Origin of the sequence: Leisingera daeponensis DSM 23529 (genome assembly GCF_000473145.1) — a bacterium.
GTDB lineage: Bacteria > Pseudomonadota > Alphaproteobacteria > Rhodobacterales > Rhodobacteraceae > Leisingera > Leisingera daeponensis.
Map to the genome: position 1 here is coordinate 3,194,621 of NZ_KI421500.1, position 26,665 is coordinate 3,221,285.

The 26,665-nt window shown below is 69.1% G+C and carries 15 protein-coding genes; 8 read left to right on the forward strand and 7 right to left on the reverse strand.

Annotated features, from left to right (window positions below; genetic code table 11):
• Positions 1–172: 172 nt before the first annotated feature.
• Together recQ and yaaA are read left to right on the forward strand one after the other, a co-directional pair.
• Entirely contained in the window at positions 173–2,230 is a 2,058-nt protein-coding gene (gene recQ / locus DAEP_RS0116140) for a DNA helicase RecQ (RefSeq protein WP_027245374.1), read from the forward strand.
• Between the two features lie 42 nt (positions 2,231–2,272).
• Positions 2,273–3,037 (forward strand): peroxide stress protein YaaA, encoded by a 765-nt coding sequence (gene yaaA / locus DAEP_RS0116145; protein ID WP_027245375.1) that lies wholly within the window; start codon positions 2,273–2,275, stop codon positions 3,035–3,037.
• Positions 3,038–3,495: 458 nt separating this feature from the next.
• On the opposite strand, the gene DAEP_RS0116150 is transcribed toward yaaA, so the two are convergent.
• Positions 3,496–5,781 (reverse strand): response regulator, encoded by a 2,286-nt coding sequence (locus tag DAEP_RS0116150; RefSeq protein ID WP_027245376.1) that lies wholly within the window; start codon positions 5,779–5,781, stop codon positions 3,496–3,498.
• Between the two features lie 149 nt (positions 5,782–5,930).
• Here DAEP_RS0116150 and DAEP_RS0116155 point away from each other — a divergent pair, with 149 nt between their 5' ends.
• From DAEP_RS0116155 to DAEP_RS0116165, 3 genes are all read left to right on the forward strand, one after another.
• The gene (locus tag DAEP_RS0116155; protein ID WP_027245377.1) at positions 5,931–11,378 is read left to right on the forward strand and encodes an alpha-2-macroglobulin family protein; all 5,448 of its coding nucleotides are present in this window, start codon (positions 5,931–5,933) and stop codon (positions 11,376–11,378) included.
• 146 nt (positions 11,379–11,524) lie between these two features.
• Positions 11,525–13,519: a penicillin-binding protein 1C gene (pbpC, locus tag DAEP_RS0116160; protein ID WP_027245378.1), complete on the forward strand. Its 1,995-nt coding sequence runs from the start codon at positions 11,525–11,527 to the stop codon at positions 13,517–13,519.
• Between the two features lie 25 nt (positions 13,520–13,544).
• Positions 13,545–14,393, forward strand: a complete 849-nt coding sequence (locus DAEP_RS0116165) for a 2-keto-4-pentenoate hydratase (RefSeq protein WP_027245379.1) — start codon at positions 13,545–13,547, stop codon at positions 14,391–14,393.
• A gap of 149 nt (positions 14,394–14,542) precedes the next feature.
• Here DAEP_RS0116165 and DAEP_RS0116170 read toward each other — a convergent pair whose 3' ends face one another.
• Genes DAEP_RS0116170 through DAEP_RS0116185 form a run of 4 tightly spaced genes read right to left on the reverse strand, consistent with a single transcriptional unit; the run spans position 14,543 to position 21,300 of the window.
• Complete coding sequence (locus DAEP_RS0116170) at positions 14,543–16,585, reverse strand: membrane protein (RefSeq protein ID WP_027245380.1); 2,043 nt, start codon at positions 16,583–16,585, stop codon at positions 14,543–14,545.
• A gap of 10 nt (positions 16,586–16,595) precedes the next feature.
• A complete protein-coding gene (locus DAEP_RS0116175; protein ID WP_027245381.1) occupies positions 16,596–19,406 on the reverse strand; it encodes a DUF4159 domain-containing protein in 2,811 nt (936 codons plus the stop codon).
• Positions 19,403–20,296: a DUF58 domain-containing protein gene (locus DAEP_RS0116180; protein ID WP_008555069.1), complete on the reverse strand. Its 894-nt coding sequence runs from the start codon at positions 20,294–20,296 to the stop codon at positions 19,403–19,405. Before DAEP_RS0116180 ends, DAEP_RS0116175 begins: the two co-directional genes overlap by 4 nt.
• A complete protein-coding gene (locus tag DAEP_RS0116185; RefSeq protein ID WP_008557300.1) occupies positions 20,293–21,300 on the reverse strand; it encodes an AAA family ATPase in 1,008 nt (335 codons plus the stop codon). Before DAEP_RS0116185 ends, DAEP_RS0116180 begins: the two co-directional genes overlap by 4 nt.
• Positions 21,301–21,364: 64 nt before the next feature.
• On the opposite strand from DAEP_RS0116185, the gene DAEP_RS0116190 reads away from it, so the two are divergent.
• From DAEP_RS0116190 to DAEP_RS0116200, 3 genes are all read left to right on the forward strand, one after another.
• Positions 21,365–21,961, forward strand: a complete 597-nt coding sequence (locus DAEP_RS0116190; RefSeq protein WP_036760760.1) for a DUF1285 domain-containing protein — start codon at positions 21,365–21,367, stop codon at positions 21,959–21,961.
• 211 nt (positions 21,962–22,172) lie between these two features.
• The gene (locus DAEP_RS0116195; protein WP_027245383.1) at positions 22,173–22,925 is read left to right on the forward strand and encodes a hydroxypyruvate isomerase family protein; all 753 of its coding nucleotides are present in this window, start codon (positions 22,173–22,175) and stop codon (positions 22,923–22,925) included.
• Between the two features lie 89 nt (positions 22,926–23,014).
• The gene (locus DAEP_RS0116200) at positions 23,015–23,251 is read left to right on the forward strand and encodes a DUF2798 domain-containing protein (protein WP_027245384.1); all 237 of its coding nucleotides are present in this window, start codon (positions 23,015–23,017) and stop codon (positions 23,249–23,251) included.
• 109 nt (positions 23,252–23,360) lie between these two features.
• Here DAEP_RS0116200 and DAEP_RS0116205 read toward each other — a convergent pair whose 3' ends face one another.
• Positions 23,361–23,624 (reverse strand): hypothetical protein, encoded by a 264-nt coding sequence (locus tag DAEP_RS0116205; protein ID WP_027245385.1) that lies wholly within the window; start codon positions 23,622–23,624, stop codon positions 23,361–23,363.
• A gap of 94 nt (positions 23,625–23,718) precedes the next feature.
• Complete coding sequence (gene polA / locus DAEP_RS0116210) at positions 23,719–26,529, reverse strand: DNA polymerase I (RefSeq protein WP_027245386.1); 2,811 nt, start codon at positions 26,527–26,529, stop codon at positions 23,719–23,721.
• Positions 26,530–26,665: the final 136 nt, after the last annotated feature.

A 26,665-nucleotide genomic window follows, 5' to 3' on the forward strand; every position in this document is an offset into this window, starting at 1 on the left:
TGTGCGAGGGCTGAGTCCGTCCATGCGGACGGACGGGCGCTGCCCGGCTTCACGGCCGGGCGGAACCTGATTGGCAGCTTCGGCTCCCCCTCTACCCCTTGCCGCCCCATGCCTCCTGTGGGATTGTGCCTGCCAAGCAAGAGCAGCACTGACCACGAGGCCCTCCGCCCCCATGACGGAAATGACCGCCCTGACCGGCGCGACTCCCATTCTGCGCGAAATTTTCGGCTTTGACGCCTTCCGCCCGGGGCAGGAGGAGATCGTCGACGCCGTGACCGCCGGGGAGAACGTGCTGGCGATCATGCCCACCGGCGGCGGCAAGTCGCTGTGCTACCAGCTGCCCGCGCTGCTGCGCGACGGCATCACCGTGGTGATCTCCCCCCTGATCGCGCTGATGCGCGACCAGGTCCGCGCCCTGCAGGAGGCGGGCGTCACCGCAGGCGCGCTCACCTCCGGCAATACCGATGAAGAGACCGAAATGGTCTGGCAGGCGATTGAGGCCGGACGGCTGAAACTCCTCTACATGGCGCCCGAACGCCTCGCCTCCGGTGCCGCAATGGGGATGCTGCGCCGTATCGGCGTCAGCCTGATCGCGGTGGACGAGGCCCATTGCGTCAGCCAATGGGGCCACGACTTCCGCCCCGACTACCTGCGCATCGGCGAACTCCGCCGCGCCCTGGGCGTGCCGCTGGCGGCGTTTACCGCGACCGCGGACCAGGAAACCCAGGAAGAGATCGTTCAGAAACTGTTCGACGGCGAGGCCCCCCGCAGCTTCCTGCGCGGCTTCGACCGGCCCAACATCCACCTGGCCTTCGCCGCCAAGGACAGCCCGCGCCGCCAGATCCTGGACTTCGCCGCTGCCCGCAAAGGGCAATCCGGCATCGTCTACTGCGGCACCCGCGCCAAGACCGAAGCGCTGTCCGCCGCCCTGCGCGACGCAGGCCACAGCGCCTGCTTCTACCACGGCGGCATGGATCCCGAGGACCGCCGCATCGTCGAAACCCGCTTTGCGCGCGAGGACGGCCTGATCGTGGTCGCCACCGTCGCCTTCGGCATGGGGATCGACAAGCCCGACATCCGCTGGGTCGCCCACGCCGACCTGCCGAAATCCATCGAGGCCTATTACCAGGAAATCGGCCGGGCAGGGCGCGACGGCGCGCCTGCGGAAACCCTCACCCTGTTCGGTCCCGACGACATCCGCCTGCGCCGCTCGCAGATCGACGAGGGCCTCGCCCCGCCCGAACGCCGCGCCGCCGACCACGCCCGCCTGAACGCTCTCCTTGGCCTGGCCGAGGCGCTGCACTGCCGCCGCCAGAAACTGCTGGGCTATTTCGGCGAGGAGGCAGCGCCCTGCGGCAACTGCGACCTCTGCGACACGCCGGCGGATGTGTTCGACGGCACCACCGTGGTGCGCAAGGCGCTGTCAGCGGTGCTCAGGACAGAGGAATGGTTCGGCTCCGGCCATCTGATCGACATCCTGCTGGGCGCCGACAACGAGCGTATCCGCGCCAAGCGCCATGACGAGCTGTCGGTCTATGGCTGCGGCAAGGAGTTCGGCAAGCGCCAGTGGCAGGCGGTGTTCCGGCAGATGATGGGCCACGACCTCTTGCGCCCCGACCCCGAACGCCACGGCGCCCTGCGCTTTACCGAAGCCGCGCTGCCGATCCTGCGCGGCGAGCAATCCATTGAGCTGCGCCGCGACACCATCACATCCGCAGACCGCCGCCCGGCGGTGAAGGCGCTGGTCTCCGAGGAGGACGCGCCGCTGCTGTCTGCCCTGAAGGCCAAGCGCCGCGCGCTGGCCGAGGCGCAGAAAGTGCCGGCCTATGTGATCTTCCCCGACCGCACCCTGATCGAGATGGCCGAGATACGCCCGGAAACGCTGGACCAGATGGCCCGCATCAACGGCGTCGGCGCCAAGAAGCTGGAACGCTATGGCGATGATTTCCTGAGCGTGATCACCGGCGCGGCAGAGCAGCTGCACCCCGCGCGGCGCAAGCTGGCGGGGCGCGAGTCCGGTTCGGTCTACGATTCGCTGCTGGAGGCCCAGGCGCAGCTAGCGCGCGGCGAATGCGGCACGCTGAAACCGCTCACCTGTTCTGCGTCGCTCTTGGCCAAAGTGGCGCAGTTGCGCCCGGAGGACGAGAGCGGCGTCACCAGGCTGCTGGGGGAGCGCCGCGCCGAACGTTTCGCGGCGGCGTTTCTGGACGTCCTGCGCGGCGCGGGCTAGGGTCGCGCCAAGAAACCGGGCTATGAAAAATTGGGGGCAGATATGCTGGTAGTGACCTCTCCGGCCAAGAAGCTGGACTGGGCGGAACGGGATCAGGAGATGACCTGGCCTGCGCTGCACGACGATGCCGTGGCGCTGGCTGAGGTGGCCCGCGGGCAATCGGTGGCGGACCTGATGAAGCTGATGCACATCAGCGAGGATCTGGCCAAGCTGAATTATGCACGGTTCCAGGAGTTTGCCGCCGACCCCAAGACAGTCGCCACCCGCCCGGCGGCGCTGGCCTTTGCCGGCGACACCTACCAGGGGCTTGAGGCCGCCTCGCTGGAGCCTGAGGAAATGGCCTGGGCGCAGGAGCATTTCCGCATCCTCTCCGGTCTTTACGGCGTGCTGCGGCCGTTGGATGCGATGCAGCCCTACCGGCTGGAAATGGGCTCGCGCCTGAAGAACCCGCGCGGCAAGAACCTCTATGACTTCTGGGGCAGCCGGATTGCGCAAGCACTGAATGAACAGGCAGACGCGGTGGGCGCGAAGGTGCTGGTGAACTGCGCCAGCCAGGAATATTTCGGCGCGGTGGATCTGGCGGCGCTGAAGCTGCGGGTGGTCACGCCGGTTTTCATGGAAGACAAGAACGGCACCCCCAAAGTGGTGAGCTTCTACGCCAAGCGCGCCCGCGGCGCGATGACACGGTTCATCATCCAGCACCGTCTGGCGGAGGCAGAGAGCCTCAAGGACTTCGATGCCGGCGGCTACGCCTACCAGCCGCAGATGTCAGAGCCGGACAAGCCTGTCTTTCTGCGCAAGGCTTGACCTGAACTTGATGTAAAAGGGAGCAGCTCCCGCCCGTTCCGGCACATTCAAATAGAATGCACCGTCCCGGTTGGGCGCGGCACGCGCGCTGCCGGGCCCAAGGCCGCACAGAGGGCGTGCCGGCGCAGCCGGTGCGCCCGCGGGCGCGGGAGAGCCTGGCGGCTTCACCTCTGCCGGGCGCAGGCAGCAGCCCGGGCTGAGCGCCGCCTCCGCCTGAGCCGCCTCCGCCTGAGCGGCTTCCGCCTGACTGCCCCAAGCCTGACTGGCCTCAGCACATCTGGCCACCGCCTGTGCGGTCTCCCTCTGACTGGCCTCAGCCGGGCCGGCCGGTCCGGGCGGCCAGTTCAGGGCGCGGCACTGCCGCGGCTTCTGCGGGGCGGTTATCCCAGCCGCGGGCGGCCCGGCGCAGGCGCCGCCAGTGCCCGCGCAACCCGGTGCAGACCCGTCCCCGGCGCGGGTCAGGCTCCGGCTGCGGAGAGGGCGGGCGGGCTGCCGGGGTCCAGCGGCCTTGTGCCGGCCGGGGCGAAATCGCGGATCTTTTCGTGGATCAGCGCCTTGCGCAGCGGCTTGGTCAGGTAATGATCCAGCCCGGCCGCCAGAATCCCCTCGGAATCGCCCGCCATGGCATGCGCCGTCAGCGCTACTACCGGCACGTGGCGTCCGGTTCCGGCCTCGATCTTGCGGATCTCCGCGGTGGCTTCCTTGCCGTCCATCTTGGGCATGGAGATATCCATGAAGATCAGATCCGGCTCAAAGCTTGTATAGGCGTCGACCGCCTCCAGGCCGTTGCCGGCGAACTTCAGGTCGATGTCCAGCTCCTTCACCATCTTGCGGAACACCAGCTGGTTGGTCTTGTTGTCCTCAGCCGCCAGCACCCGCATCCGCCGGGCTTCGGAAGCGGCCGGCGGCAGGGGCGGCGGGTAGGGCTCCGGCCGCTCCGGCGGCGCGGCCAGCGGAATGGCGGCGGCAGGCTCCGGCGCCGCAACAGGGACCGCCTGCACCGCAGCGGGCCTGCCGGACCCCGCCAGCTCCGACAGTTGGCGGAACAGCTCGCCGCGCGGCACCGGGTTTTGCAGCACGCCGTTCACCAACTGGCGGATTTCCGGATCATTGGCAGCCTGCGGGCTGGAGTTCAGCAGCAGCATCGGCACCCCGCTCCACGGCCCGGACTTGAGATCCCGGGCCAGCTGCACACCGTCCAGCACTGGCAGGTTGTGGCCGCTGATGACCAGGTCGATCCCGTTCTGCATCGCCGCCAGCGCGGCCGCGGCGGTGCCGGCGGTGGTGACCTGGATGCCCAGCATCAGCAAATGCTTCTGCAGGATTTCGCAGTTCAGCGGCAGGTCATCCACCAGCAGCACGTGGCGCAGGGTGCTGGGCAGCGCCTGAACCGCCGCCTCGGGGCCGGCTTCCACTGGCAGCGGCAGGCGGAAGCCAAAGCAGGAGCCCTTGCCCTCCTCGCTGTCGACCCAGATCTCGCCGCCCATCATCTCGATCAGCCGCTTGGAGATCGCCAGCCCCAGGCCGGTGCCTTCGAACTGGCGGTTGCGCTCGTCCTCGACCTGGTTGAACTCGCCGAAGATGTGGCTGATCTTCTCCTGCGGGATGCCGATGCCGGTGTCTTCGATATTGACATGCACCGCGCATTGCTTGTCGTCGGGAGAGGTGATGCCGGTCACCCGCAGCGTCACATGCCCCTCCTTGGTGAACTTCACCGCATTGCCGGCCAGATTGGTCAGCACCTGCCGGATCCGGCCCGGATCGCCGGTAAAGCGGGTCGGCAGGAACAGGTCGTAGTCGACCAGCAGGGCAATCCCCTTGTCCCGGGCGGTGGGCTGCAGCAGCATCACCACCTCATGCAGGCAGCGCTCCAGATCGAAGGGTTCGGGATGCAGCTCCAGCTTGTCGGCTTCGATCTTGGAGTAGTCGAGCACGTCGTTGATGATGACCAGCAGCGCCTCGCCCGAGTTCTTGATGGTGCTGGCATACAGCCGCTGTTCCTCGTCCAGCTCGGTGTCGCACAGCAGTTCCGCCATGCCGACCACCCCGTTCATCGGCGTGCGGATCTCATGGCTCATATTGGCGAGGAAGGCGGATTTTGCGCGGTTTGCAGCTTCGGCGCGGGCGCGGGCGGCGCGCAGCTCTTCTTCGTAGCGCACGGTCGAGGTGATATCGAGCGCCAGCGTCACCATGTCGCCGTCGTGGCCGCGTTGATCGATCAGCCGCAGGTACCGCTCATCCCAAAGCTGGACCACCACCGGTTCCGGCGCGGGGGATAGCCAGCGTTCGTTCATCATCGCCCGCCAGGCATTGGGGGCCATGCCGCCTGTGTTGATCAGCCCCTCGTCGGTCAGAAGCTGCAGGATGCGCATGTAGGAGATGCCGGGCGCCACCTCCTCCAGCCCGTCGAAGATGTTGATATAGGCAGTGTTGGCACCGATCAGGTTGCTGTCCGCATCAAAAAACGCAAACCCGTCCTGAAATGCCTGGATCGAATGCCACAGGCGCCGCTCCGCGGTTTCGATTTTCTCGTTGGCGGTGTGGAGATCGGATTTCACCTTGGCGTTTTCGTCGCGCACGGTGGCGACTTCGGCCTGGGTCTGGCCGATCTGCTTGGTCAGTGCCAGCGCGTGGCGGCCCAGCTTGCGGTTGGCGGCAGACAGCTCCGCCTGTTTCAGCTCAAGCAGCCGCTCGGCGGCCAGCCGGGCCCGCCTTTCTTCCGATAATTTGTCGGCAAGGCTCATCCCTGCACACTCCGGCAATGCATCAACACAAACTGCGCGCGGCAAAATCCCGCACGGGCGGCCGCAGGGCTGCCTCTCATGTGTTACGCGGAGGAATCTTGCTATGACGTTAAGCCCGTGCCAGCCTGTCGCCAGTTTTGGAGGGTGCCATGCCGCGTCTGTTTGCTTCTGCCTTATTATATTTTATTGCTTTTATTGCATTTTTACCTTCGGCCTGGGCCGGGCCGGAGGTGCCTGATTACCGTTACCGCTCGTATGCGGATACGGATTTCTTCGGCTCCGACCTGCAGCCGCTCTACGGCACCGATGTGCAGTCCTGCGCCCGCGCCTGCTCCGCGCAGGCGGATTGCGCAGGCTTTGTGTTCAACCAGCGCGCCAATGCCTGTTTCCCCAAATCGGCGCTGACGCAGTCCAGCCCCTACGCAGGTGCCCTCTCAGCCGTGAAACAGCCCGCCGTCCCGGGTCTGGCCGCCGCCGCCGCGGCGCGTGCGGCGCGGCTGGATTTCCTGCCCGCGCAGGAGCTGCAGGACGCCGCTGCCTTCGCGCGCATTCTGGGGCTGGAATATCCGCTGGCCGCAAATACCCCGGCACAGGCCCGCGCCGCCGCCCGCAGCCTGCTGCGGGACGGTGATTCCCCGGCGGCCTTGCGCTGGATGGCGCAGGCGGTGGTGCTGGAAGACGCGGCCGCGGACTGGACGCAATTTTCCGCGTATCTGCTGCGCGCCGCCAAGGACAGCGGCAACCGCAGCCAGCAGACCCGCTACCGCGCGCAGGCCTATCATGCTGCGCTGAACGGCTATCTGCGTGCCGCGGACCCGGCGGCGCAGGCCCAGGCGCTGGCAGCCGCCGCCCAGGCGCAGGAGGTGCAGGGCAGGGGCCGCGCCATGCTGCCGCTGCTGCGGCTGGCGCAGGACATCGCCCCGGATGAGGCCCGCGCCGCCCGGCTGGAGGATGCGATTGGCAAATACGGCTTCCGCGTTCTGGCCAGCACCGCCGAAAGCGACAGCGCCGCGCCGCGCATCTGCGCCGAGTTTTCGGAGGATCTGGAACAGGCGGGCACCGATTATGAAAACTATGTCCGTCTGCCGGAGGGCAGCCTGGCCGTCACTGTCGAGGGCCGCCAGCTGTGCCTCGACGGGGCGGAGCACGGCAAGCGCTACCGCCTGACCCTGCGCCGCGGCCTGCCCGCGGCCAGCGGCGAACAGCTCTACAAGGATGTGGAGCTGACCCATTACGTGCGCGACCGCGCCCCGCGGGTCCGCTTCCCGGGCCGCGCCTATGTGCTGCCCGCGGGCGGCGCGGCGGCGCTGCCGGTGGAAACCGTGAACCTGACCGATCTCGACCTGCGCCTGCGCCGGGTCAGCAGCCGCAACGTGCTGCGCACCCTGCAGGAAGGCTATTTCGCCAAGCCGCTTTCCCAGTGGGAGGATGAACACTTCGCGTCCAGTATTGCCGAGGAAATCTGGACCGGCAGCGCCGAAGTGGACACCGCGCTCAACCAGGCGATGACCAGCCGCCTGCCGCTGGATGAGGCCTTGGCAGGGCAAAAGCCCGGTCTCTACGCCCTCACCGCCCGGGTGCCGGGTGCCGATCCCTATGAGGACGCCGGCGCCACCCAGTGGTTCGTGCTGACCTCGCTGGGCCTGTCCGCGATGTCCGGCAGCGACGGGTTGCATGTGCAGGTGCAGGGCCTGGCGGATGCCAAGCCGCAAGCCGGCGCCGAGGTCAGCCTGATCTCCTCCGCCAACGAGGTTCTGGCAACCGAAGCCAGCGACGCCAGCGGCTATGTGCATTTCGCCCCTGGCCTCACCCGCGGCACCGGAGGGGCGGCGCCCGCGCTGATCACCGCGCGCGCGGGGGAGGGGGATTTCACCTTCCTGCCCCTGAACGATGCCGCCTTTGACCTGTCCGACCGCGGCGTGGCCGGCCGCCCCGCGCCGGGGCCGGTGGATGTCTTCCTCGCCACCACCCGCGGCGCCTTCCGCGCGGGCGAAACCGTGCATGTGACCGCGCTGGCCCGCGACAGCCAGGCGAAAGCCATCGGCGGCCTGCCGCTGACTGCGATTCTCCTGCGCCCCGACGGGGTGGAATACACCCGCCAGACCTCCGCCGCAGGCCATCAGGGCGGCCACGTCTTTGCGCTGCCGACCGGCCCCGCCGCCCCGCGCGGCACCTGGCGGATCGAAATCAAGAGCGACCTCAAGGCCCCCGCGCTCGCCAGCCGGCAGATCCTGGTCGAGGATTTCCTGCCCGAACGGATAGATTTCGAACAGCAGGTAACGAATGCAGAAAGCCTCCAGCCCGGCGGCACAGCTCAGATCGCGCTGCAAGCCGACTACCTGTTCGGCGCGCCGGGCGCGGGCCTGAAGGTGGAGGGCAGCGTCCGCCTCACCGCCGCCGATACGCTGGATCAGTGGCCGGGTTTCCGTTTTGGCCGCTATGACGAGGCGTCCTCGGCCCAGACCGAACATTTCGGCGGCCAGGAAACCGGCCCTGACGGCGCCGCGGCCTTCACCGTCAGCCTGCCAGCCGTCCCCCCGGCAGAGGGCAAGCCGCTGCTGGCGACCCTCACCACCCGCGTCGCTGACGGCTCCGCCCGCCCGGTGGAGCGCACGCTGGAGCTGCCCGTCCGCCCCGCTGGCCCGGTCCTCGGCATCAAGCCGCAATTTGACGAGGCCGCGGCAGAAGGCAGTGAAGCAGGCTTTGAACTCATTGCCCTGTCGCCGGACCTGACTCCGATGCCGATGCGTGTGAAATGGACCCTGAACCGGGTCGAGACGCGCTATCAGTGGTATCAGCTTTACGGCAACTGGAACTGGGAGCCCGTGACACGCCGCACCCGCATCGCCACCGGCGAGGCGCAGCTGGGCAGCGATCCGCTGCCGCTGTCGCAGCCCGTCGACTGGGGCCGGTATGAACTGGTGGTGGAGCGCCTCGACGGCGCATATGCCTCGGCGGCCTACGACTTCTACGCCGGCTGGTACGCGCCCGAGGGCAGCACCGAGACCCCCGCCCGGCTGGAGCTGTCGCTGGACAGCGAAAGCTACACCCCCGGCGATACCGCCCGCCTGCGCATCGTGCCGCAGGCCGCGGGCACCGCGCTGGTCTCGGTGGTCTCAAATCGCCTGATCCACCGCATGTCGGTTGAGGTTCCGGCAGGCGAAACCGTGATCCCGCTGGAGGTCACGCAGGACTGGGGCAGCGGCGCCTATGTGACCGCCACGGTGATCCAGCCGGTGGCAGGCAGCCGCGGCCGCACCCCGCTGCGCGCTCTGGGCCTGGCCCACGCCGGCGTCACCCAGCCCGGCCAGCAGCTGCAGGTCGCGATTGACGTCCCCGATGTCGCCCGCCCGCGCGGCACGCAAGCGGCCAAAATCCGCGTGACCGGCGCGGCGGAGGGCGAGGAGGTCTGGCTGACCGCCGCCGCCGTCGATCTCGGCATCCTCAATCTGACAGGGTTCCAAAGCCCCGATCCCAGCGCGCATTACTTCGGCCAGCGCCGTCTGGGGATGGAGCTGCGCGACGTCTATGGCCGCCTCATCGACCCCGGCAACGGCGCTTTGGGCCGCATCCGCTCCGGCGGCGATGCGGACGGCGGCATGAAGATGCAATCGCCGCCGCCAACGCAGGACCTGGTGGCGCTGTTCTCCGGGCCGCTGCAAGTGGACGCGAATGGCGAGGTTGAATTCCCCCTGACGCTGCCCGCCTTCAACGGCACCCTGCGGCTGATGGCAGTTGCCTGGTCGGGCAAGGCCGTGGGCCAGGCCGAGGCCGACATGCTGGTGCGCGACCCGGTGGTGGTCACCGCCGCCCTGCCGCGTTTCCTGGCGCCGGGCGATCAAAGCCGCGCCCGCATAGAAATCGTCCACGCCGATGGCCCGGCTGGTGCGATGAAGCTGACCGCAACCACCGCAGGCGGCCTGACGCTCGGCAGCCTGCCCGCCGCCGTCACCTTGCAGGAGCAGGGCAAGACCGTGCTGGATCTGCCGGTCACGGCGCAAACAGCGGGCGACCACGCGCTGACCCTCGCTCTCACCACGCCCGACGGGCAGGAGCTGCGGCAGGACCTGCGAATGCCGGTCCGCGCCAACGATCCGGTGACGTCGGAAACCCGCCGCTTCACTCTTGCAGCAGGCGACACCTTCCTGTTCAGCAAGGACGTCTTCGCGGGCCTGCGCCCAGGCACCGCCCGCGCCACCATCTCCTCCGGCCCGCTTGCCAAGTTCGACGTGCCGGGCCTTCTGGCGGAACTGGACCAGTACCCCTACGGCTGCACCGAGCAGGTGACGTCGAAGGCCTTGCCGCTGCTCTACCTCAGCAGCGTGGCGCAGGCGGCAGGGCTGGGGAACGGCCCGGCGGTGGACGCGCGCATCAATGCCGCCATCCGCCAGGTGCTGACCCGCCAGGCCCCTTCGGGCGCCTTCGGGATGTGGCGCGCCGACAGCGGCGAGTTCTGGCTGGACGCCTATGCCACCGACTTCCTCAGCCGCGCCCGCGCGCAAGGCTATGAGGTGCCGCAGCAGGCCTTCGCGCAGGCGATGGACAACCTGCGCAACCGCATCAGCTACGCCGCCGATTTCGACACGGGCGGCGAGGAGATCGCCTATGCCCTCCTGGTGCTGGCGCGCGAAGGCGCCGCCCAGATGGGCGATTTGCGCTACTATGCGGATGTGAAGGGCGACGCCTTTGCCACGCCCCTTGCCGCCGCCCAGCTGGGCGCCGCGCTCGCGGCCTATGGCGACCAGCGCCGCGCCGACCGGATGTTTGCCCGCGCCGCCCAAATGACCGGTTCCGAGGGGCAGGGCGAAGCCCGCCTCTGGCGTGCGGACTTCGGCACCGCCTTGCGCGACACCGCGGGCGTTCTGGCGCTGGCGGCGGAGGCCGGATCGGAGGCGGTGGACCGGACCCGCCTGTCGGCGCGGATCTCGAACGCCAGCGGCCAGCGCTCCACGCAGGAGGCCGCCTGGACCCTGATGGCCGCCCATGCGCTGACCCAGCGGCCCGAGGAGTCCGGTCTGCTGGTCAACGGCCAGCCCGTCAAAGGCCCGTTTGTGCAGGCCGCAGACGGGCAGGACATGCCGGAACTTGCCCTGACCGCCGCCAATGGCCGCACCGCGGACATCACCCTCACCACCCTTGGCGTGCCAGAGGTCCCGCCCGCCGCGGGCGGCTTCGGCTACACCATCGAACGCAGCTACTACACGCTGGAGGGCCAGCCGCTGGACGCGCAGTCCGTGCAGACAGGCGCGCGGTTCGTGGCGGTCCTGCGGGTGATGCCGCATGAGGAGACCGGTGCGAGGCTGATGATCAACGATCCGCTGCCCGCGGGGTTTGAGATCGACAACCCCAACCTGCTGCGCTCCGGCGATCTGCGCGATCTCGACTGGCTGAACCCGGCAGAGGCCGAACACGCCGAGTTCCGCAGCGACCGCTTCCTGGCGGCGGTGAATGTGCGCGATGCCGCGCCGGTGACGCTGGCCTATGTGGTCCGCGCGGTGACGCCGGGCACGTTCCACCACCCGGCGGCCTCGGTCGAGGACATGTACCGCCCCGCCTACCGTGCGAGGACTGGCACGGGCCGCGTGGTCGTGAAGTGAAACGCTGGCTGACCAAAGCAAAGGGCAGCGCCCGCGCCCGGGAGGGTGCGAAGCACCCTCCCGCGGGGAGGGGCGGGCGCTGCCCGGCGGTGCCGCCGGGCGGGAGGTGGAAACGGCGCGCAGCAATCCTGGCCATTGCCGCTGCGGTGACGTTCACCGCCTGCCGCTCCTTCGACAGCTGGATCGACCGGACTGACCTCCCCCTCACCCTCGCGGAAACCTCCACCGAGGTCCTCGACCGCAACGGCAAGCTCTTGCGCGCCTTCCCGGTCGGCACCGGCCTCTGGCGCCTCGCCGTGCAGCCCGCCGATGTCGACCCGCGCTTCCTGAACATGCTCCTGCGCTACGAGGACAAGCGCTTCCGCTCCCATGCCGGCATCGACCCCGTCGCCCTCCTGCGCGCCGCAGGGCAGGCGCTGTGGAACGGCAGAACAGTCTCCGGCGGCTCCACCCTCACCATGCAGGTCGCGCGCCTGCTGGAGGACGGCACCACCGGCCGCTGGTCCGGCAAGCTGCGCCAGATGCGGGTGGCGCTGGCGCTGGAACGCCGCCTCAGCAAGGATCAGATCCTCACCCTCTACCTGACCCACGCCCCCTACGGCGGCGCGGCAGAGGGCATCCGCGCAGCCGCCTACAGCTGGTTCGGCAAGGAGCCGAAGCGCCTCACCCCGGCGGAGGCCGCGCTGCTGGTCGCCCTGCCGCAATCGCCAGAACGCCGCCGCCCCGACCGCTTCCCCGAGGCCGCCAGCGCGGCCCGCGACCGGGTGCTGGAGCGCATGGAACGCCAAGGCCTCCTGAGCGAAGAACAGGCCGGGGCCGCCCGCCGCACCCCGCTGCCGCACCGCATGGCCGCCTTCCCGCGCCGCGCCCCGCATCTGGCGGACCGGGTGGCAGCCCGGCACCCCGGCAAACGGAAGCTGCAACTGACCCTCGACGGTGCGGTGCAATCGCGGATGGAGGCCCTGCTGGCAGAGGCCGTCCGCAGCAGCCCGCGCCTCTCTGCCGCCCTCATCGCCGCCGACCACCAGACGGGTGAGGTGCTGGCGATGGCTGGCTCCCCCGGCTATTCCGACGCCGCCCGCCGCGGCTTTGTCGACATGACCCAGGCCATCCGCTCCCCCGGCTCCACCCTGAAACCGCTGATCTACGGCCTCGCCTTCGACCAGGGGCTGGCGCACCCGGAAACCCTGATCCACGACGGCCCGGTCAATTTCGCAGGCTACGCGCCGCAGAATTTCGACGGCGATTTCCGCGGCGACATAATCGTGCGCGAGGCGCTGCAACTGTCGCTGAACATCCCCGTGGTGAAACTGACGCAGGAGCTTGGGCCGGCCCGCGTACTGGCATCTTTGCGCGCCAGCGGGGCCAGTCCGGAACTGCCCGGCGGCGCGCCGGGGCTGGCGCTGGCGCTTGGCGGCCTGGGCATCAGCCTGCAGGACATGGTGCAGCTTTACGCCGGGCTGGCGGCAGGCGGGCAGGGTCCGCGCCTGCGCGTGGTGCAAGGCGAATTGCCCGCACCCGCAGGCCGCCTCACCTCGCCCGAGGCCGCCTGGCAGGTGGCAGACATCCTGCGCGGCCTGCCGGTGCCCGCTGGCGCGCGGGCCGGGACCATCGCCTATAAGACCGGCACCTCCTACGGCCACCGCGATGCCTGGGCGATCGGCTGGGACGGGCGCCACGCGGTCGGCGTCTGGATGGGCCGCGCCGACGGCACCCCGGTGCCGGGCATCTTCGGCGGCGACCTCGCCGCGCCGGTGCTGTTCGAGGCCTTCGGCCGCCTGAAGCCCGCGCTCGACCCGCTGCCGCCGCCGCCGCCCGCCACGCTGATCGTCAGCTCTGCCGAGCTGCCCCAGCCGCTGCAGCGCTTCCGGCCCCGCGACGCGGCCTTCTCTGATCTGGCAGACGCGCCGGAACTGATCTTCCCGCCCGACGGCGCCCGGCTGGCGCTGGAGGGAGCGGACCTCACGCTCAAACTCCGCGGCGGCACCGCGCCCTTCCTGGTGCTGGCGAACGGCCAGCCGGTGCTGTCCGGCCAGCGCCGCCGCGAGTTCTCCCTGCCCAGCCCCGGTCCCGGCTTTTCATCCCTGGTAATTGTCGATGGCGCGGGGCGCTCCGACCGGGTTAACCTGCGGATCGACTGATCCCCGTCTTGATCGAGGCCTTTCCATGCTGAAACCTTTCCTCGCAGCCTGCACTCTCGCCCTCGCGTCCCCTGCCGCCATGGCCGCCTGCGCCACTGACGCGGAAATCGCCGCCTTCGTGGACAGCTACCTGGCCAAGACCCCGGCGCAGGCGCTGTCGCCCGGCGGCAGCATGGAGGACGCGCTGTGTTCCCAGGCCAAACTCGCCGCCGCGCTGGAACCGCACATGGGTCCGGTCATCGGCCACAAGGCGGGCCTCACCAGCAAACCCGCGCAGGAGCGTTTCGGCGCAACTGAGCCCGTGCGGGGCCTGCTGTTTCAAAACATGATGCTGGAAGATGGCGCCACCCTCGACGCGCCCTGGGGCGCCGCCCCGATGGTGGAGGCCGATCTGGTGCTGGTGGTCGCGGATGCAGGGATCAACAGCGCCACCACGCCTGAGGAAGCCCTTGCCCATATCTCCGCCATCCGCCCCTTCATCGAACTGCCCGACCTGACGCTCGCCAGGGATCAGCCCTTCACGGCTGAGACGATCACCGCCATGGGTGCCGGCACGCGGCTGGGCGTCCTTGGCGCCCCGGTGCCGGTGGAAGACCCGGCAGCGATGGCCCGGATGCTGGCGGAGATGTCCGTCACCATGCGCGACGCGGCGGGCGGCGTGCTGGTGCAGGCGCCGGGCCGCGCGGTGCTCGGCAACCCGGTCAATGCCGCCCTGTGGCTGCGCTCCAAAGGGGTGGAGTTCAAGGCAGGCGACCTGATTTCCGTCGGTTCCTTCGGTCCGCTGTTCCCGCCGCAAGCAGGCAAGGGCGGCGTCAGTGTCAGTTATGAGGGGCTGCCGGGCGATCCGGTGGTGCAGGTGGCATTCAAGGAATAACCGGCAGGCCGCTGGCTAGGAGGTGTTTCGCTTCGGGCTGTGCCCGAAGCGACCCGCGCCGCGCCTCCGGCGCGGCGCTTGGCCCAACGGTCGCGGGGTTTCGCAAGAAAACCTGCGGCAGGCGGGAGACCCCCGGTTGCGTAAGCCGCCTAGCGCCGCCCCTCGCGCAGCCAGCCCGCGACGAGGAAGAAGGACGCCATCAACAGCGCCAGCCAGCCGGGCAGCAGCGGGCCTTGGGAAACCGACAGCGTCTCATAGGCCTCCCGCGGGGTCAGGCCGATCCAGCCGCGCCCCGAGGCCGGCCGCCCGGCCCGCACGCTGCGCAGGGCGGGCATTCCGTCCTCCAGCCGCAGAACACCGCCGCGCAGCGGCTCCAGCACCGGCGCCAGCACAGAACCCGTGGCAATGGTTTCCTCAAACTCCTTCGGCGCGGCAGGGCCAAGCCCCACAACCGCGCTCTCCTCGCCTTCCTGCAGCCGGTACAACCCCGGCTCCGGCCCCTCATAGCGGGTTTCCCACTGGCCCGGCGCGCTCGGACGCAGCTCCAGGTCCACGGTGGAGCCATCCGGCGCGGTCACCGTCACCGGTCCCGCCTGCTCCGCCAGCGTGCGGCGCAGGATGCGCATCCGCTGGCCCGTCACCTCGGCCCACAGCGCCTCTTCCTCCAGCTCCGGCTCCTTCATCATCCAGTGCGCCAGCCGCCGCAGCAGCTCCAGCTGCGGCCCGCCGCCCTCATATCCGCGGCTCCACAGCCAGGCATGATCCGACGCCAGCAGTGCCACCCGGCCCTCGCCCACCCGGTTCAGCACCAGCAAGGGCCGCTCGCCTGCGCCGCTCATCAGCACATGGCCCTCGGGCGCGCGCAGCTCGATCTGGCGCAGCCAGCGGCCCCAGTCCTCCGCCCCCTCCAGGCCCGAGGTGACGGGGTGCTGCTTGCCCAGGTCCGTCACCGCGGGGCGGTAGGCCTCCTCCAGCACCCGCGCTGATGGCTCAGCCGGCAGGATCAGCGACAGCGGCGAGCGGTAGATGCTGTCGGCGCTGGCGAAATCGGGGCCGGCCGCCACCAGCACCGCGCCGCCGCCCATCGCGTAATTCGCCACATTGTCCAGATAGACCGCCGGCAGGATGCCGCGCCGCTTGTAGCGGTCAAAGATGATCAGGTCGAAATCCTCGATCTTCTCCAGGAACAGCTCGCGGGTCGGGAAGGCAATCAGCGACAGCTCCTCCACCGGCACCCCGTCCTGTTTCTCGGGCGGGCGCAGGATGGTGAAATGCACCAGATCCACCGCGCTGTCGGATTTCAACAGGTTGCGCCAGGTGCGCCCGCCCGCGTGCGGCTCGCCCGACACCAGCAGCACCCGCAGCCGGTCGCGCACCCCGTTGATCTGCACCAGCGCCTGATTGTTGCGCGCGGTCAGCTCGCCCGGCTCTTCCGGCACGCTGAACTGGATCACGTTGCGCCCGCCATGCTGCAATACCATCGGCAGCTCGAAATCCACACCGACGGGCAAGGTGAAGCGCTGCGGCGCGTCGCCCCCGACCGAGATATCCAGATCGGCAAAGCTGCCCTCAGCCGGCGCTGCGCCCTGATCCTCGATCCTGAGCGTCAGCGTCACCGGCTCGCCGATAATGGCAAAGCCTGGAGCGTTCTTGACGATCAGGCGGCGGTCCCAGTCGTCTTCGCGCCCGGTCAGCAGCAGATGCATCGGCGCGGGCAGGCTGACCGGCTGATCGGCGTCATGCACCTGCCCGTCGCTGAGGGCGATGATCCCCGCCACCCGCGCCCGCGGCTCATCCGCCAGCGCCTGGGCAATGGCCTCCATCAGCCGTGTGCCCTCGTCGCCCTCGCCGTCCGGCACGGTGACCCAGCGCACATCGGTGCCGGGCCGGTTGTCCAGCGCCGCCTTCAGACCGCTGCGGGCGCGCTCCATCTGTTCCGGCCGGTCCCGCAGCTGCTGGCTGGCGGTCCGGTCCTCCGCCACGATCACGATGTCATCCAGCGGCGCGCGGTCCTCGCTCTGATGCACCGGACCTGACAGCGCGGCCAGCAACACCAGCGCCGCCAGCGCCCGCAAGGCCCAGCCCGACAGCCCCTTCCACAGCCCCAAAAGCAGCGCAGCAAGGGTCACAGCCCCCGCGGCCCAGATCACGGGCCAGGGCACCAGCGGGTCGAACAGGATCGTCTGCGTCATGGAACCACCCTCATTGCCCCAGCCGGTCCAGGAGGGCCGGCACATGCACCTGGTCGGATTTGTAATTGCCTGTCAGCACATGCATCACCAGGTTGACGCCGAACCGGAACGCCAGTTCCCGCTGCCGCTCGCCGGCATAGCCGCGCCCGACCGGCAGCAAGGGCCGCCCGTTTTCATCCACCGCCCAGGCCGCCGCCCAGTCATTGCCGCCGATCACCACCGGCGTCACCCCGTCATTGAGGTTGCGGAAGGGGATGCCCTCGGCCTGCTCCGCATCCGGCGGCGCCGCCTCGACCCAGACCGGGCCGCGGGCATGGCGGCCGGGGAAGTCCTGCAGCAGGTAGAACGCCCGCGTCAGCACATGGTCCTCCGGCACCACCTCCAGCGGCGGGATGTCCAAGGGCAGCGCGATCTGCTGCAGCCGCCGCGCTGCCGGGCTGGTGGCGCCGGCAGAGGCCAGATCGGCGTCGCGGGTGTCAAACAGGATCATCCCGCCCGCCCGCAGATAGGTGTTCAGCTTGCCGTAAGCCTCGGAGGAGGGCAGCGGCTGGTCCCGCGTGACCGGCCAGTACAGCAGCGGGAAAAACGCCAGCTCATCGCGCTCCAGATCGACGCCTGCCGGGTTGGCCGGCTCCACCGAGGTGCGGAAGAACAGCGTGTCCGACAGCCCGCGCAGGCCCGCCTCGGCAATCCGGTCGACCTCCGCGTCGCCGGTCAGCACATACGCCAGCACCAGTTCCGAGGCCAGTTCCGCCGCCCGGAAATCCGTCTGCGCCTGCTGCTGCGCCTGCTGCTGCGGCGGCGGGATCTCCTGCGCGCGCAGCTGCTGCGGCGCCGCCAGCGCCGCCAGCCCCAAAGCCGCGGCCAGCGCGGCAGTGCGGGCCCGGCCCAAGAGGCCGGACACCAGCAGCGTGCCCAGCACATCCAGCGCCAGCAGCATCAGCGCCCCCGTCAGCAAGGCCCCGCCCAGCGGCATCTCCTGCGGCGCGCCGTAGCCGCTGACCCGGACCGATGCAGGCCAGCGCGCCGCCAGCAGCTCATCATCCGGGCGCAGCACATTGCGCGCCAGCATCCGCCGCCCGCCGTCATAGACCCCGGGCCGCAGCTCCGGCCCCGCGGGCGCGGCCACCAGATCCGGCCCCTTGACCCCGGGCAGCGTCTCCGCCGCCTCCAGCCGGCCGAACCCGTCCAGCACCTCGACCGGGGTCCAGGTGGTGCCTTCCAGGTCTTCGGCCTTGGGCGCCGCGGCAGAGGAGGACACCGCCAGCCGTTCCAGCATCGACACGAACAGCCCCGACAGCGGCAGGCTGCTCCACTCCGCATTCGCCGTCACGTGAAACAAAACCACCTGGCCCTGGCCCAGCGTCTTGCGGGTCACCAGCGGCGTGCCGTCGGCCAGTTCCGCGATGACGCGGTCCGCCAGCTGCGGATCGGGCTGCGCCACCACTTGCGAGCTGATCGCCACCTCCTGCGGCACCTCCAGCCCGTAGAAGGGAGAGCTTTCGGAAAACGGCGCCAGCGTCTTCGGCTCGCCCCAGCTCATCGCGCCGCCGATGCTGCGCCCGCCGATGCGCAGGCGCACCGGCATCAGCGGCTCCTCACCGCTGCGCGCGGTGTCGCTGGCCGCCAGCCGCGGCCCGGCAAAGCGCAACAGCAGGCCGCCGTTTTCCACCCATTCGATCACCGCCTCTTCCTGCGCGGGCGCCAGCCGCGCCACGTCGGCCAGCACGATCACATCCGGGTTGGCAGGCAGCAGATCCCGCAGCGCGCCCTCCAGCAGCTCGGCCGAAGGCGCCAGCGCCTGCCGCAGGTAATGCAGCGGCGACAAGAGCGCCAATCCTTCATCCGCGCTTTCGGAGGACACCAGCGCCACCTCGCGCCGCCGCAGGGAATCATCCGTCAGCGCCACCGCGCCCGCCGATGTCTCGCCGCGGATTTCAAACCGCGACAGCCGCGCCCGCAGTTCGGCGGGCAGCGACAGCTCAGCCGAGGCTGCACGGGCGCCATCGGCAAACCGCAGGGTCAGCGACGCCAGGCTGCGCTCGGTGCCGCCGGGATCCTTGCCCTGCGCCACCACCGCAACCTCCTGCGCCGGTCCGGCGCGGCTGCGCTGCGCCGTCAGTCCGATGGCGCCTCCGGTATAGCTGGCGGGCAGCAGCCCCAGCACCGGTGCGGGCTGTTCAAACACCTCGATGCCGCCGCGGCGGCTCAGCGCTTCGATCAGGCCGTCGCGGCCCGGGTATTCCAGCCCGTCACTGAACCAGAGGGTGTCAAAACCGCCCTCCGCCCCGTCGATTGCCGCCAAAGCCTGCGCCAGCTGCTCCGGCCCCGGCTGCCAGGGCAGCGGCGCCAGCCCGGCCAGCTGCCGCTGCCAGTCGCTGGCGGCGCGGAACTGCAACGCCTCCGGCGCGCTCAGGCGCAAGACCGCCACCGGCCGTCCGGCGCGGCCCGCTTCCTCCAGCTGCACCTCGGCCTGCGCGCTGGCCTGGTCCCAGCCCGACGCGCCGCCCCAGCTCGCGTCCATCACAATCAGCAGCGGCCCGCGGCCGCCCGCGTCTTCGGTGGAGGGGTTCAGCACCGGCCCCGCCAGCCCGATGATCGCCGCCGCCACCGCGAGCAGGCGCAGCAGCAGCAGCCACCACGGCGTGCGGTCCGACAGGCTCTCGTCATCCTTCAGCCCCAGCAGCAGCGTCACCGCCGGGAACGGCTGGCGCTTCGGCGCGGGCGGGATCGCCCGCAGCAAGAGCCACAGCACCGGCAGGGCCAGCAGCCCCAGCAAAAGCCAGGGCGCGGTAAAGCCGATGCCTGCAATCATGGTCATGGCGCGGTCCGCTCCAATGCGTGGTACAGCCACATCAGCGCCGCCTGCGCCGGGTCGCCCGTGTGATGCTGCCCGAACCGCCAGCCGGCCGCGCGGCACAGCCGCTCCAGCGCGTCCCGCCGTTCCGCCAGCCGGTCCAGATAGCGCGCCTGAAGGGCAGAGGCCTTCAGTGTTTCATGTGTGACACCGCCTGCGATGCTCTGAAACAGGGTGCGGCCGGTGAAGGGAAAGGCTTCCTCCGCCGGGTCCAGCACCTGCAAAAGCACCCCCCGGACGCCGCGCGCGGCGGCCTTGGACAGCGCCTGTTCCACCGGCTCGAACGGTCCCAGAAAATCCGAGATGAACAGCGCCCGCGCGTGCGGGATCAGCGCCCGGTGGCCGGGCGGGGCGTAATCCTCCGCCTCATCCGCCGACAGCGCCTCCGCCAGCCGCAGGATCTGCACGTTGCCGCGCCGCGGCGGCAGGCTGCCGCCGGTCAGGCCCACCCGCTCGCCGCCCTGCACCATCAGAACCGCGGCAGCGAGGCCCAGCAGCCGGGCCTGATCCACCTTCTGCGGCAGCTTGGGGGAGGAGGCAAACCGCATCGAGGCGCCGGTATCCACCCACAGATGCACGGTCTGCGCGATATGCCATTCCCGTTCGCGCACATATTGCACGTCGCCCATGGCAGAGCGGCGGTGGTCGATCATCCGGCGGCTGTCGCCGGGCTGGGCCGGGCGGTACTGCCAGAAATCATCCCCCGTGCCGGCCCGGCGGCGGCCATGCTCGCCCATCAGGACGGACCCCGCCAGATGCCGCGCCTGCACCAGCAGGGGGGGCAGGGCGCTGGCCTCGGCCTCCGCGCGGTGCCGCAATCCGGTTGCAGCATGAGAGGCCGCAGGCCTGGTCACGCGGCGGCCCCGGTCCGGGCCAGTTCGCTTGCGGTTTCCTCGATCAGCGCCGCCAGGCTCTCCCCGCGCGCCCGCGCGGCAAAGTTCAGCTGCATCCGGTGGCTCAGCACCGGTTTCGCCATGTCCAGCACGTCTTCTGCGTTGGGCGCCAGCCGCCCCTGCAACAGCGCCCGCGCCCGCACCGCCAGCATCAGGGCCTGCGCCGCCCGCGGGCCCGGTCCCCAGGCCACGGTCTGCGCCACATGGTCAGAGACGCCCGGCTCCTCGGGGCGGAAGGCGCGCACCAGGTCCAGGATCATCTCCACCACCGACTCGCCCACCGGCATCCGCCGCAACAGGGCCTGCGCCGCGATCAGCTCTGCGGCGGTGAACACCTGATAGGCCGCCGCTTCCTCCGCCCCGGTGGTAGCCAGCAGGATGTCCCGCTCAGTCGCGCGATCGGGATAATTCACGTCGATCTGCAACAGGAACCGGTCCAGCTGCGCCTCCGGCAGCGGATAGGTGCCTTCCTGCTCGATCGGGTTCTGGGTCGCCAGCACATGGAACGGCGCCCCCAGCGAACGGTCCTCGCCCGCCACCGTCACCATCCGCTCCTGCATCGCCTGCAGCAGCGCCGATTGGGTGCGCGGGCTGGCGCGGTTGATCTCATCCGCCATCAAAAGCTGGCAGAACACCGGCCCCGGCACAAACCGGAACGAACGGTGCCCGTCGGCGGCGGTGTCCAGCACCTCGGACCCCAGAATGTCGGCGGGCATCAGGTCGGGGGTGAACTGGATCCGGTTGCCGTCCAGCCCCATCACCGTGCTGAGGGTTTCCACCAGCCGGGTCTTGCCCAGTCCCGGCAGGCCGATCAGCAGCCCGTGGCCGCCGCACAGCAGCACCGAGAGCGTGAGGTCCACCACCCGCTCCTGTCCGATAAAGCGCCTGGTGATCGACGCGCGCGCCTCTTGCAGCTTGGCTTCCAGCGCTTCGATACCGGCCAGCAGATCGTCCGTTTCAGGCATGACATTCCTCGTTTCCCGGATATATGCTGTTACTCTATCGTGCTGACAGGAAATGGCAAAAGCAATGAGCGGACAAAAACCTGTGACACCCGATGCCGAAGGCCTCGCCGCCGCTGCCAAAGCCGCGGGAAAAGACGCCAAGAAGCGCGGAGGTTTGCCGCCCGTTCACCTGTGGAACCCGCCGTTCTGCGGCGATCTGGACATCCGCATCGCCCGCGACGGCAGCTGGCATTACCTCGGCACCCCCTTTACCCGGTTTGAGCTGGTCAAGCTGTTTGCCTCCATCCTCAAGCGGGAGGACGGCAAGTACTACCTTGTAACGCCTGTCGAAAAGGTCGGCATCACCGTCGAGGACGCGCCCTTTGTGGCGGTGGATTTCGATGCGGCCGGGCAGGGGCGCGAACAGGTGATAACCTTCACCACCAACATCGGCGACACCGCGGCGGCGGGGCCGGAGCATCCGGTCCGGGTCACCCGCGACGGCGAGAGCGGCGAGCCTGCGCCTTATGTCATGATCCGCGCAGGCCTTGAGGCGCTGATCGACCGCAAGAGCTTTTACCGGCTGGCGGAGCTGGGCGAACACCACGGCGATTGGTTCGGCGTCTGGTCCGGCGGGGAATTCTTCCCGCTGATTCCGTCCGCAGAACTGCACGAGGGCTGATAACCCCCGGCACTTTGCAATCCTGCCGCCCGGCCGAAAGGCCGGGTGCTGCCCGCTGCGGTCTGCCGCAGGCAGCTGAAGCCTGGCAGACAGGCGGCGGAATCCGGCCAACCCGCGGTTAACGAAGGCTTAACATGAAAATTCTGCTCTTTTGACGCCTTGGCTGCCCCGCCCTGCGGCGCTAGACCAACAGTCAACAAGGGAGAATCCTATGCCCCGCTTCGCGGCCAACATTTCGATGCTGTTTGCCGAGCTGCCCTATCTCGACCGGTTCCAGGCCGCCGCCGCCGCCGGGTTCGAGGCGGTGGAGATCCTCTACCCCTATGAGCTGGCCGCCAAGGAAACCCAGCGCGCGCTGCTGGCCAACGGGCTGGAGCTGTTGCTGATCAACGCGCCGCCGCCGAACTACACCGGCGGCATGCCCGGCTACGCGGCGGTGCCCGACGGGGTCGACCGCTTCCAGCGCGACATCCGCCGGGTGCTGCGCTACGCCGAGGCGCTGAAGGCGGGCAAGATCCACGTGATGGCGGGCTATGCCAAGGGCGAGGCCGCGCAGCGGACCTTTGTCGAAAACCTGCAATGGGCCGCCGACCGCGCGCCGGGGCAGCAGTTCACCATCGAGCCTTTGAACAGCGGCGACCAGCCCGGCTATTTTCTCGATGACTACACCCTGGCGGTGGAGGTGCTGGACGCGGTGGACCGGCCCAATGTCGGCCTGCAGTATGACGCCTACCACGCCCAGCTCATCCACGGCGACGCGGCCAAAGTGTGGGAGACCTTCGGCAGCCGCGCGGTGCATGTGCAGATCGGCGCCGCCCCCGGCCGCTGCGAGCCGGGCACCGGGCCGGTCGATTTCCAAAGGCTGTTCGCGGCCATCGACGCCAGCGGCTACGGCGGCTGGGTCAGCGCCGAATACACGCCCTCCACCCGGCGCACCGAAGACAGCCTGGGCTGGATGCGCTGAGCCGCCGCAGGTCAGAAACATATTCGTGAATTGAAATGTGATGCGGCGGGCGTCATAACGCAGGGGTGAGTCGACCAAGGAGGCCGCCGATGCTGCCCGCCCGTTTTGCGCCTGTGCTGTTCAGCCTGATCCTGTCGGGGCTGATGTCCTGCCTCGTGACCTGCGTGGCGACCTGGAAGGCACTGGGGTTCGGTGCGGGAATGACCGCGGCCTGGATGCAGGCCTGGTCGCTCAGCTGGCCCATCGCCTTTGCCGTTGCCTTTACCGCCGCGCCGCTGGTGCGCCGGCTGGTGGCGAAACTCGTCAAACAGCCGCTGCAGGGCTAAGCGCCGCAGCGGCGGCTCCCTCCCGCCCGCTGCAAGCTGCATCACAGATGCAGCAGCAGCCGTTGGGCCGCGCGCCGCTGGCGCGGCGCGGTTGCGCCCGGTGCCGCTGTCAGTTCAGGCAGAGAAACAGGTCGTAATTCGTCCGGGCAGCCGAATCCTTGCGCGAGGAGGCATGTTCGGCCTGCTTTCCGTGCCCCTTGCGGCAGATGCGGTCCGCCTCCTGCGCCGCCGCTTTCAGCGCCCAATGCCGGGGGTGATGCTGCGGCGTGGCGATGGTCACGCTGTCGCCGTTATACTCCGTGACCGCGGGCCGGATGTGATGCGCGCAGCCGCCTGCAACGGCGAGAACGCCGGCAAAAATCAGTGTTTTCAATGGTCCGTCCTGAAATGTCTGGTCTCAATCCCGGGACCTCAGCCGCGTGCGGCGGCGGCCCCGGGCACAGGCATTCCAGCCCGTCGGCGCTGTGTCAATGCGCCTCGGCCCAGTTCTTCCCGCGGCCGGCATCCACCACCAGTTTCACATCCAGATGCACCGCCGGATCGGCAGCGTTTTCCATCACCTCGCGGGCGGCGGCAATGGTGTCCTCGACCGCCGCCTCCGGCACCTCGAACAAGAGTTCGTCGTGCACCTGCAACAGCATCCGCGCGGGCAGGTGGGCAATCGCCTCCGGCATCCGGATCATCGCCCGGCGGATCACATCCGCCGCGGTGCCCTGGATCGGCGCGTTGATCGCCGCGCGCTTGGCAAAGCCCGCCTTCGGCCCCTTGGCGTTGATCTCCGCGGTGTGGATCTTGCGCCCGAACAGGGTCTGCACGTAGCCATGCTCCTTGGCGAACTCCACGGTGGAATCCATGTACTTGCGGATGCCCGGGAAGCGCTCGAAATAGCGGTCGATGAAGCCCTGCGCGTCCTTGCGCGGAATGCGCAGGTTGCGCGCCAGGCCAAAGCCGGAGATGCCATAGATCACACCGAAGTTGATCGCCTTCGCCTGGCGGCGGATTTCCGGCGTCATCTCCTCCAGCGGCACCCCGAACATCTCCGAGGCGGTCAGGGCGTGAATGTCCTGCCCCTCGGCAAAGGCCTGCTGCAGCGTCTCGATCCCGGCCATATGGGCCAGGATGCGCAGTTCGATCTGGCTGTAGTCGAGCGACAGCAGAACGTTGCCCTCTTCCGCCACAAACGCCTCCCGGATGCGGCGGCCTTCCTCGCTGCGGACGGGGATGTTTTGCAGGTTCGGATCGGTCGAGGCCATGCGCCCCGTGCTCGCCCCGGTCTGGGCATAAGACGTATGCACCCGCCCCGTATCCTTCTTGATATGGTCCTGCAGCGCATCCGTGTAGGTCGATTTCAGCTTCGAAAGCTGCCGCCAGTCCAGCACCCGCCTGGGCAGGTCGTGTTCTGTGGCCAGATCCTCCAGAATATCAGCGCCGGTGGAGTATTTGCCGTTCTTGCCGCGCTTGCCGCCTTCCAGCCCCATCTTGTCGAACAGGATCTCCCCCAGCTGCGCAGGCGAGCCGACGTTGAAGGTTTCGCCCGCGAGTTCATGGATCTCCGCTTCCAGACCGGCCATCTTCTGGGCAAAGGCATTGGACATGCGGGAAAGCGTATCGCGGTCCACCTTGATGCCGTTGCGCTCCATCTCCGCCAAGACCGGCACCAGCGGCCGCTCCAGCGTTTCATAGACCGTCGTCACCCGCTCCTGATGCAGCTGCGGCTTGAAGGTCTGCCACAGCCGCAGGGTGATGTCGGCGTCCTCGGCGGCATAGGGCACCGCGTCCTCAATCGGCACCCGGTCAAAGGTGACCGCCGATTTGCCGCTGCCCAGCAACGGCTTGATCGGGATCGGCGTGTGGTCCAGATAGCGCTCCGACAGCGTGTCCATGCCGTGCCCATGCAGGCCCGCGTGCAGCGCATAGGACATCAGCATGGTGTCGTCGATCGGCGCCACATCCACCCCGTAGCGGTGCAGGATCTTGGCGTCGTATTTCATGTTCTGGCCGATCTTCAGGACCGCCGGATCCTCCAGAACGTCTTTCAGCATCGCCACTGCCTCATCCAGCGGCATCTGCCCCTCCGACAGGCCTTCGCCGCCGAACAGGTCATCGCCCCCGGCCTTATGCGCCAGGGGGATATAGCAGGCCTCGCCCGCCTCCACGCACAGCGAGATGCCGACCAGATCGACGACCATCTCATCAAGGCCCGTGGTCTCGGTGTCCACCGCCACCCGGCCGCGCTCGCGGATGCGGTCGACCCAGACCTGCAGGGCGGCTGCGTCGCGGACGCATTCGTATTTGTCCTTGTCGAAGGCCACCGCTTCCGGCGCCTCTGCCGCCGCGGAAACCGGCGCTGCGGCGGGCGCCTCCGGGATTGCCGGCGCCTCAACGCCCAGCCGGTCTGCCATGCGTTTGGACAGGGTGCGGAACTCCATCTCCGTCAGGAAGGTCATCAGGGTCTCGGCGTCCGGCTCCATCACCTCCAGATCATCCAGGGTGAAGTCCAGTTCCATATCGCAGTCGAGCTGCACCAGCTTCTTCGACAGCTCGATCTGCTCCCGCATCTCGATCAGCGTCTGGCGGCGCTTGGGCTGCTTGATCTCCTCGGCCCGGTCCAGCAGCTCTTCCAGAGAGCCGAACTCGTTGATCAGCAGCGCGGCGGTCTTGATCCCGATGCCCGGCGCGCCCGGCACGTTGTCGACCGAGTCGCCCGCCAGCGCCTGCACATCCACCACCCGGTCGGGGCCGACGCCGAATTTCTCCACCACGCCGTCGCTGTCGATGCGCTTGTTCTTCATCGCATCCAGCATCTCGACGCCATCGCCGACCAGCTGCATCAGGTCCTTGTCCGACGAGATGATCGTCACCCGGCCGCCCGCCTCGCGCGCCTGGCAGGCCAGCGTGGCGATGATGTCGTCGGCCTCGTATCCTTCGACTTCCTTGCAGGCGATGTTGAAGGCCTTGGTCGCCTCGCGGGTCAGCGGGAACTGCGGCACCAGATCCTCCGGCGCGGGCGGGCGGTTGGCCTTGTACTGGTCGTACATCTCGTTGCGGAAGGACATGCCGGAATGGTCAAAGATCACCGCCACATGGGTCGGCGCATCCGGGCCCTTGTTGTCCTCCACCTGCTTGAACAGCATGTTGCAAAAGCCCGCCACGGCCCCGATCGGCAGCCCGTCGGATTTCCGCGTGAGCGGCGGCAGCGCGTGATAGGCGCGGAAGATGAAGGCCGAGCCGTCGATCAGATGCAGATGGCAGCCCTTGCCGAATGTTGTCCCGCTCATGTGCGCCGCGCTCCCGTTGGAAATCCGTTCGTGTTCTGTTTCCCGGTTATCGGTGATACTGCGGGGAAGGGCAATTGCCGTTTGCCGCCGGTGGCAGGAACCGGCAGCGGCGGTCCGGCGCTGCCCCAGGCCGCCC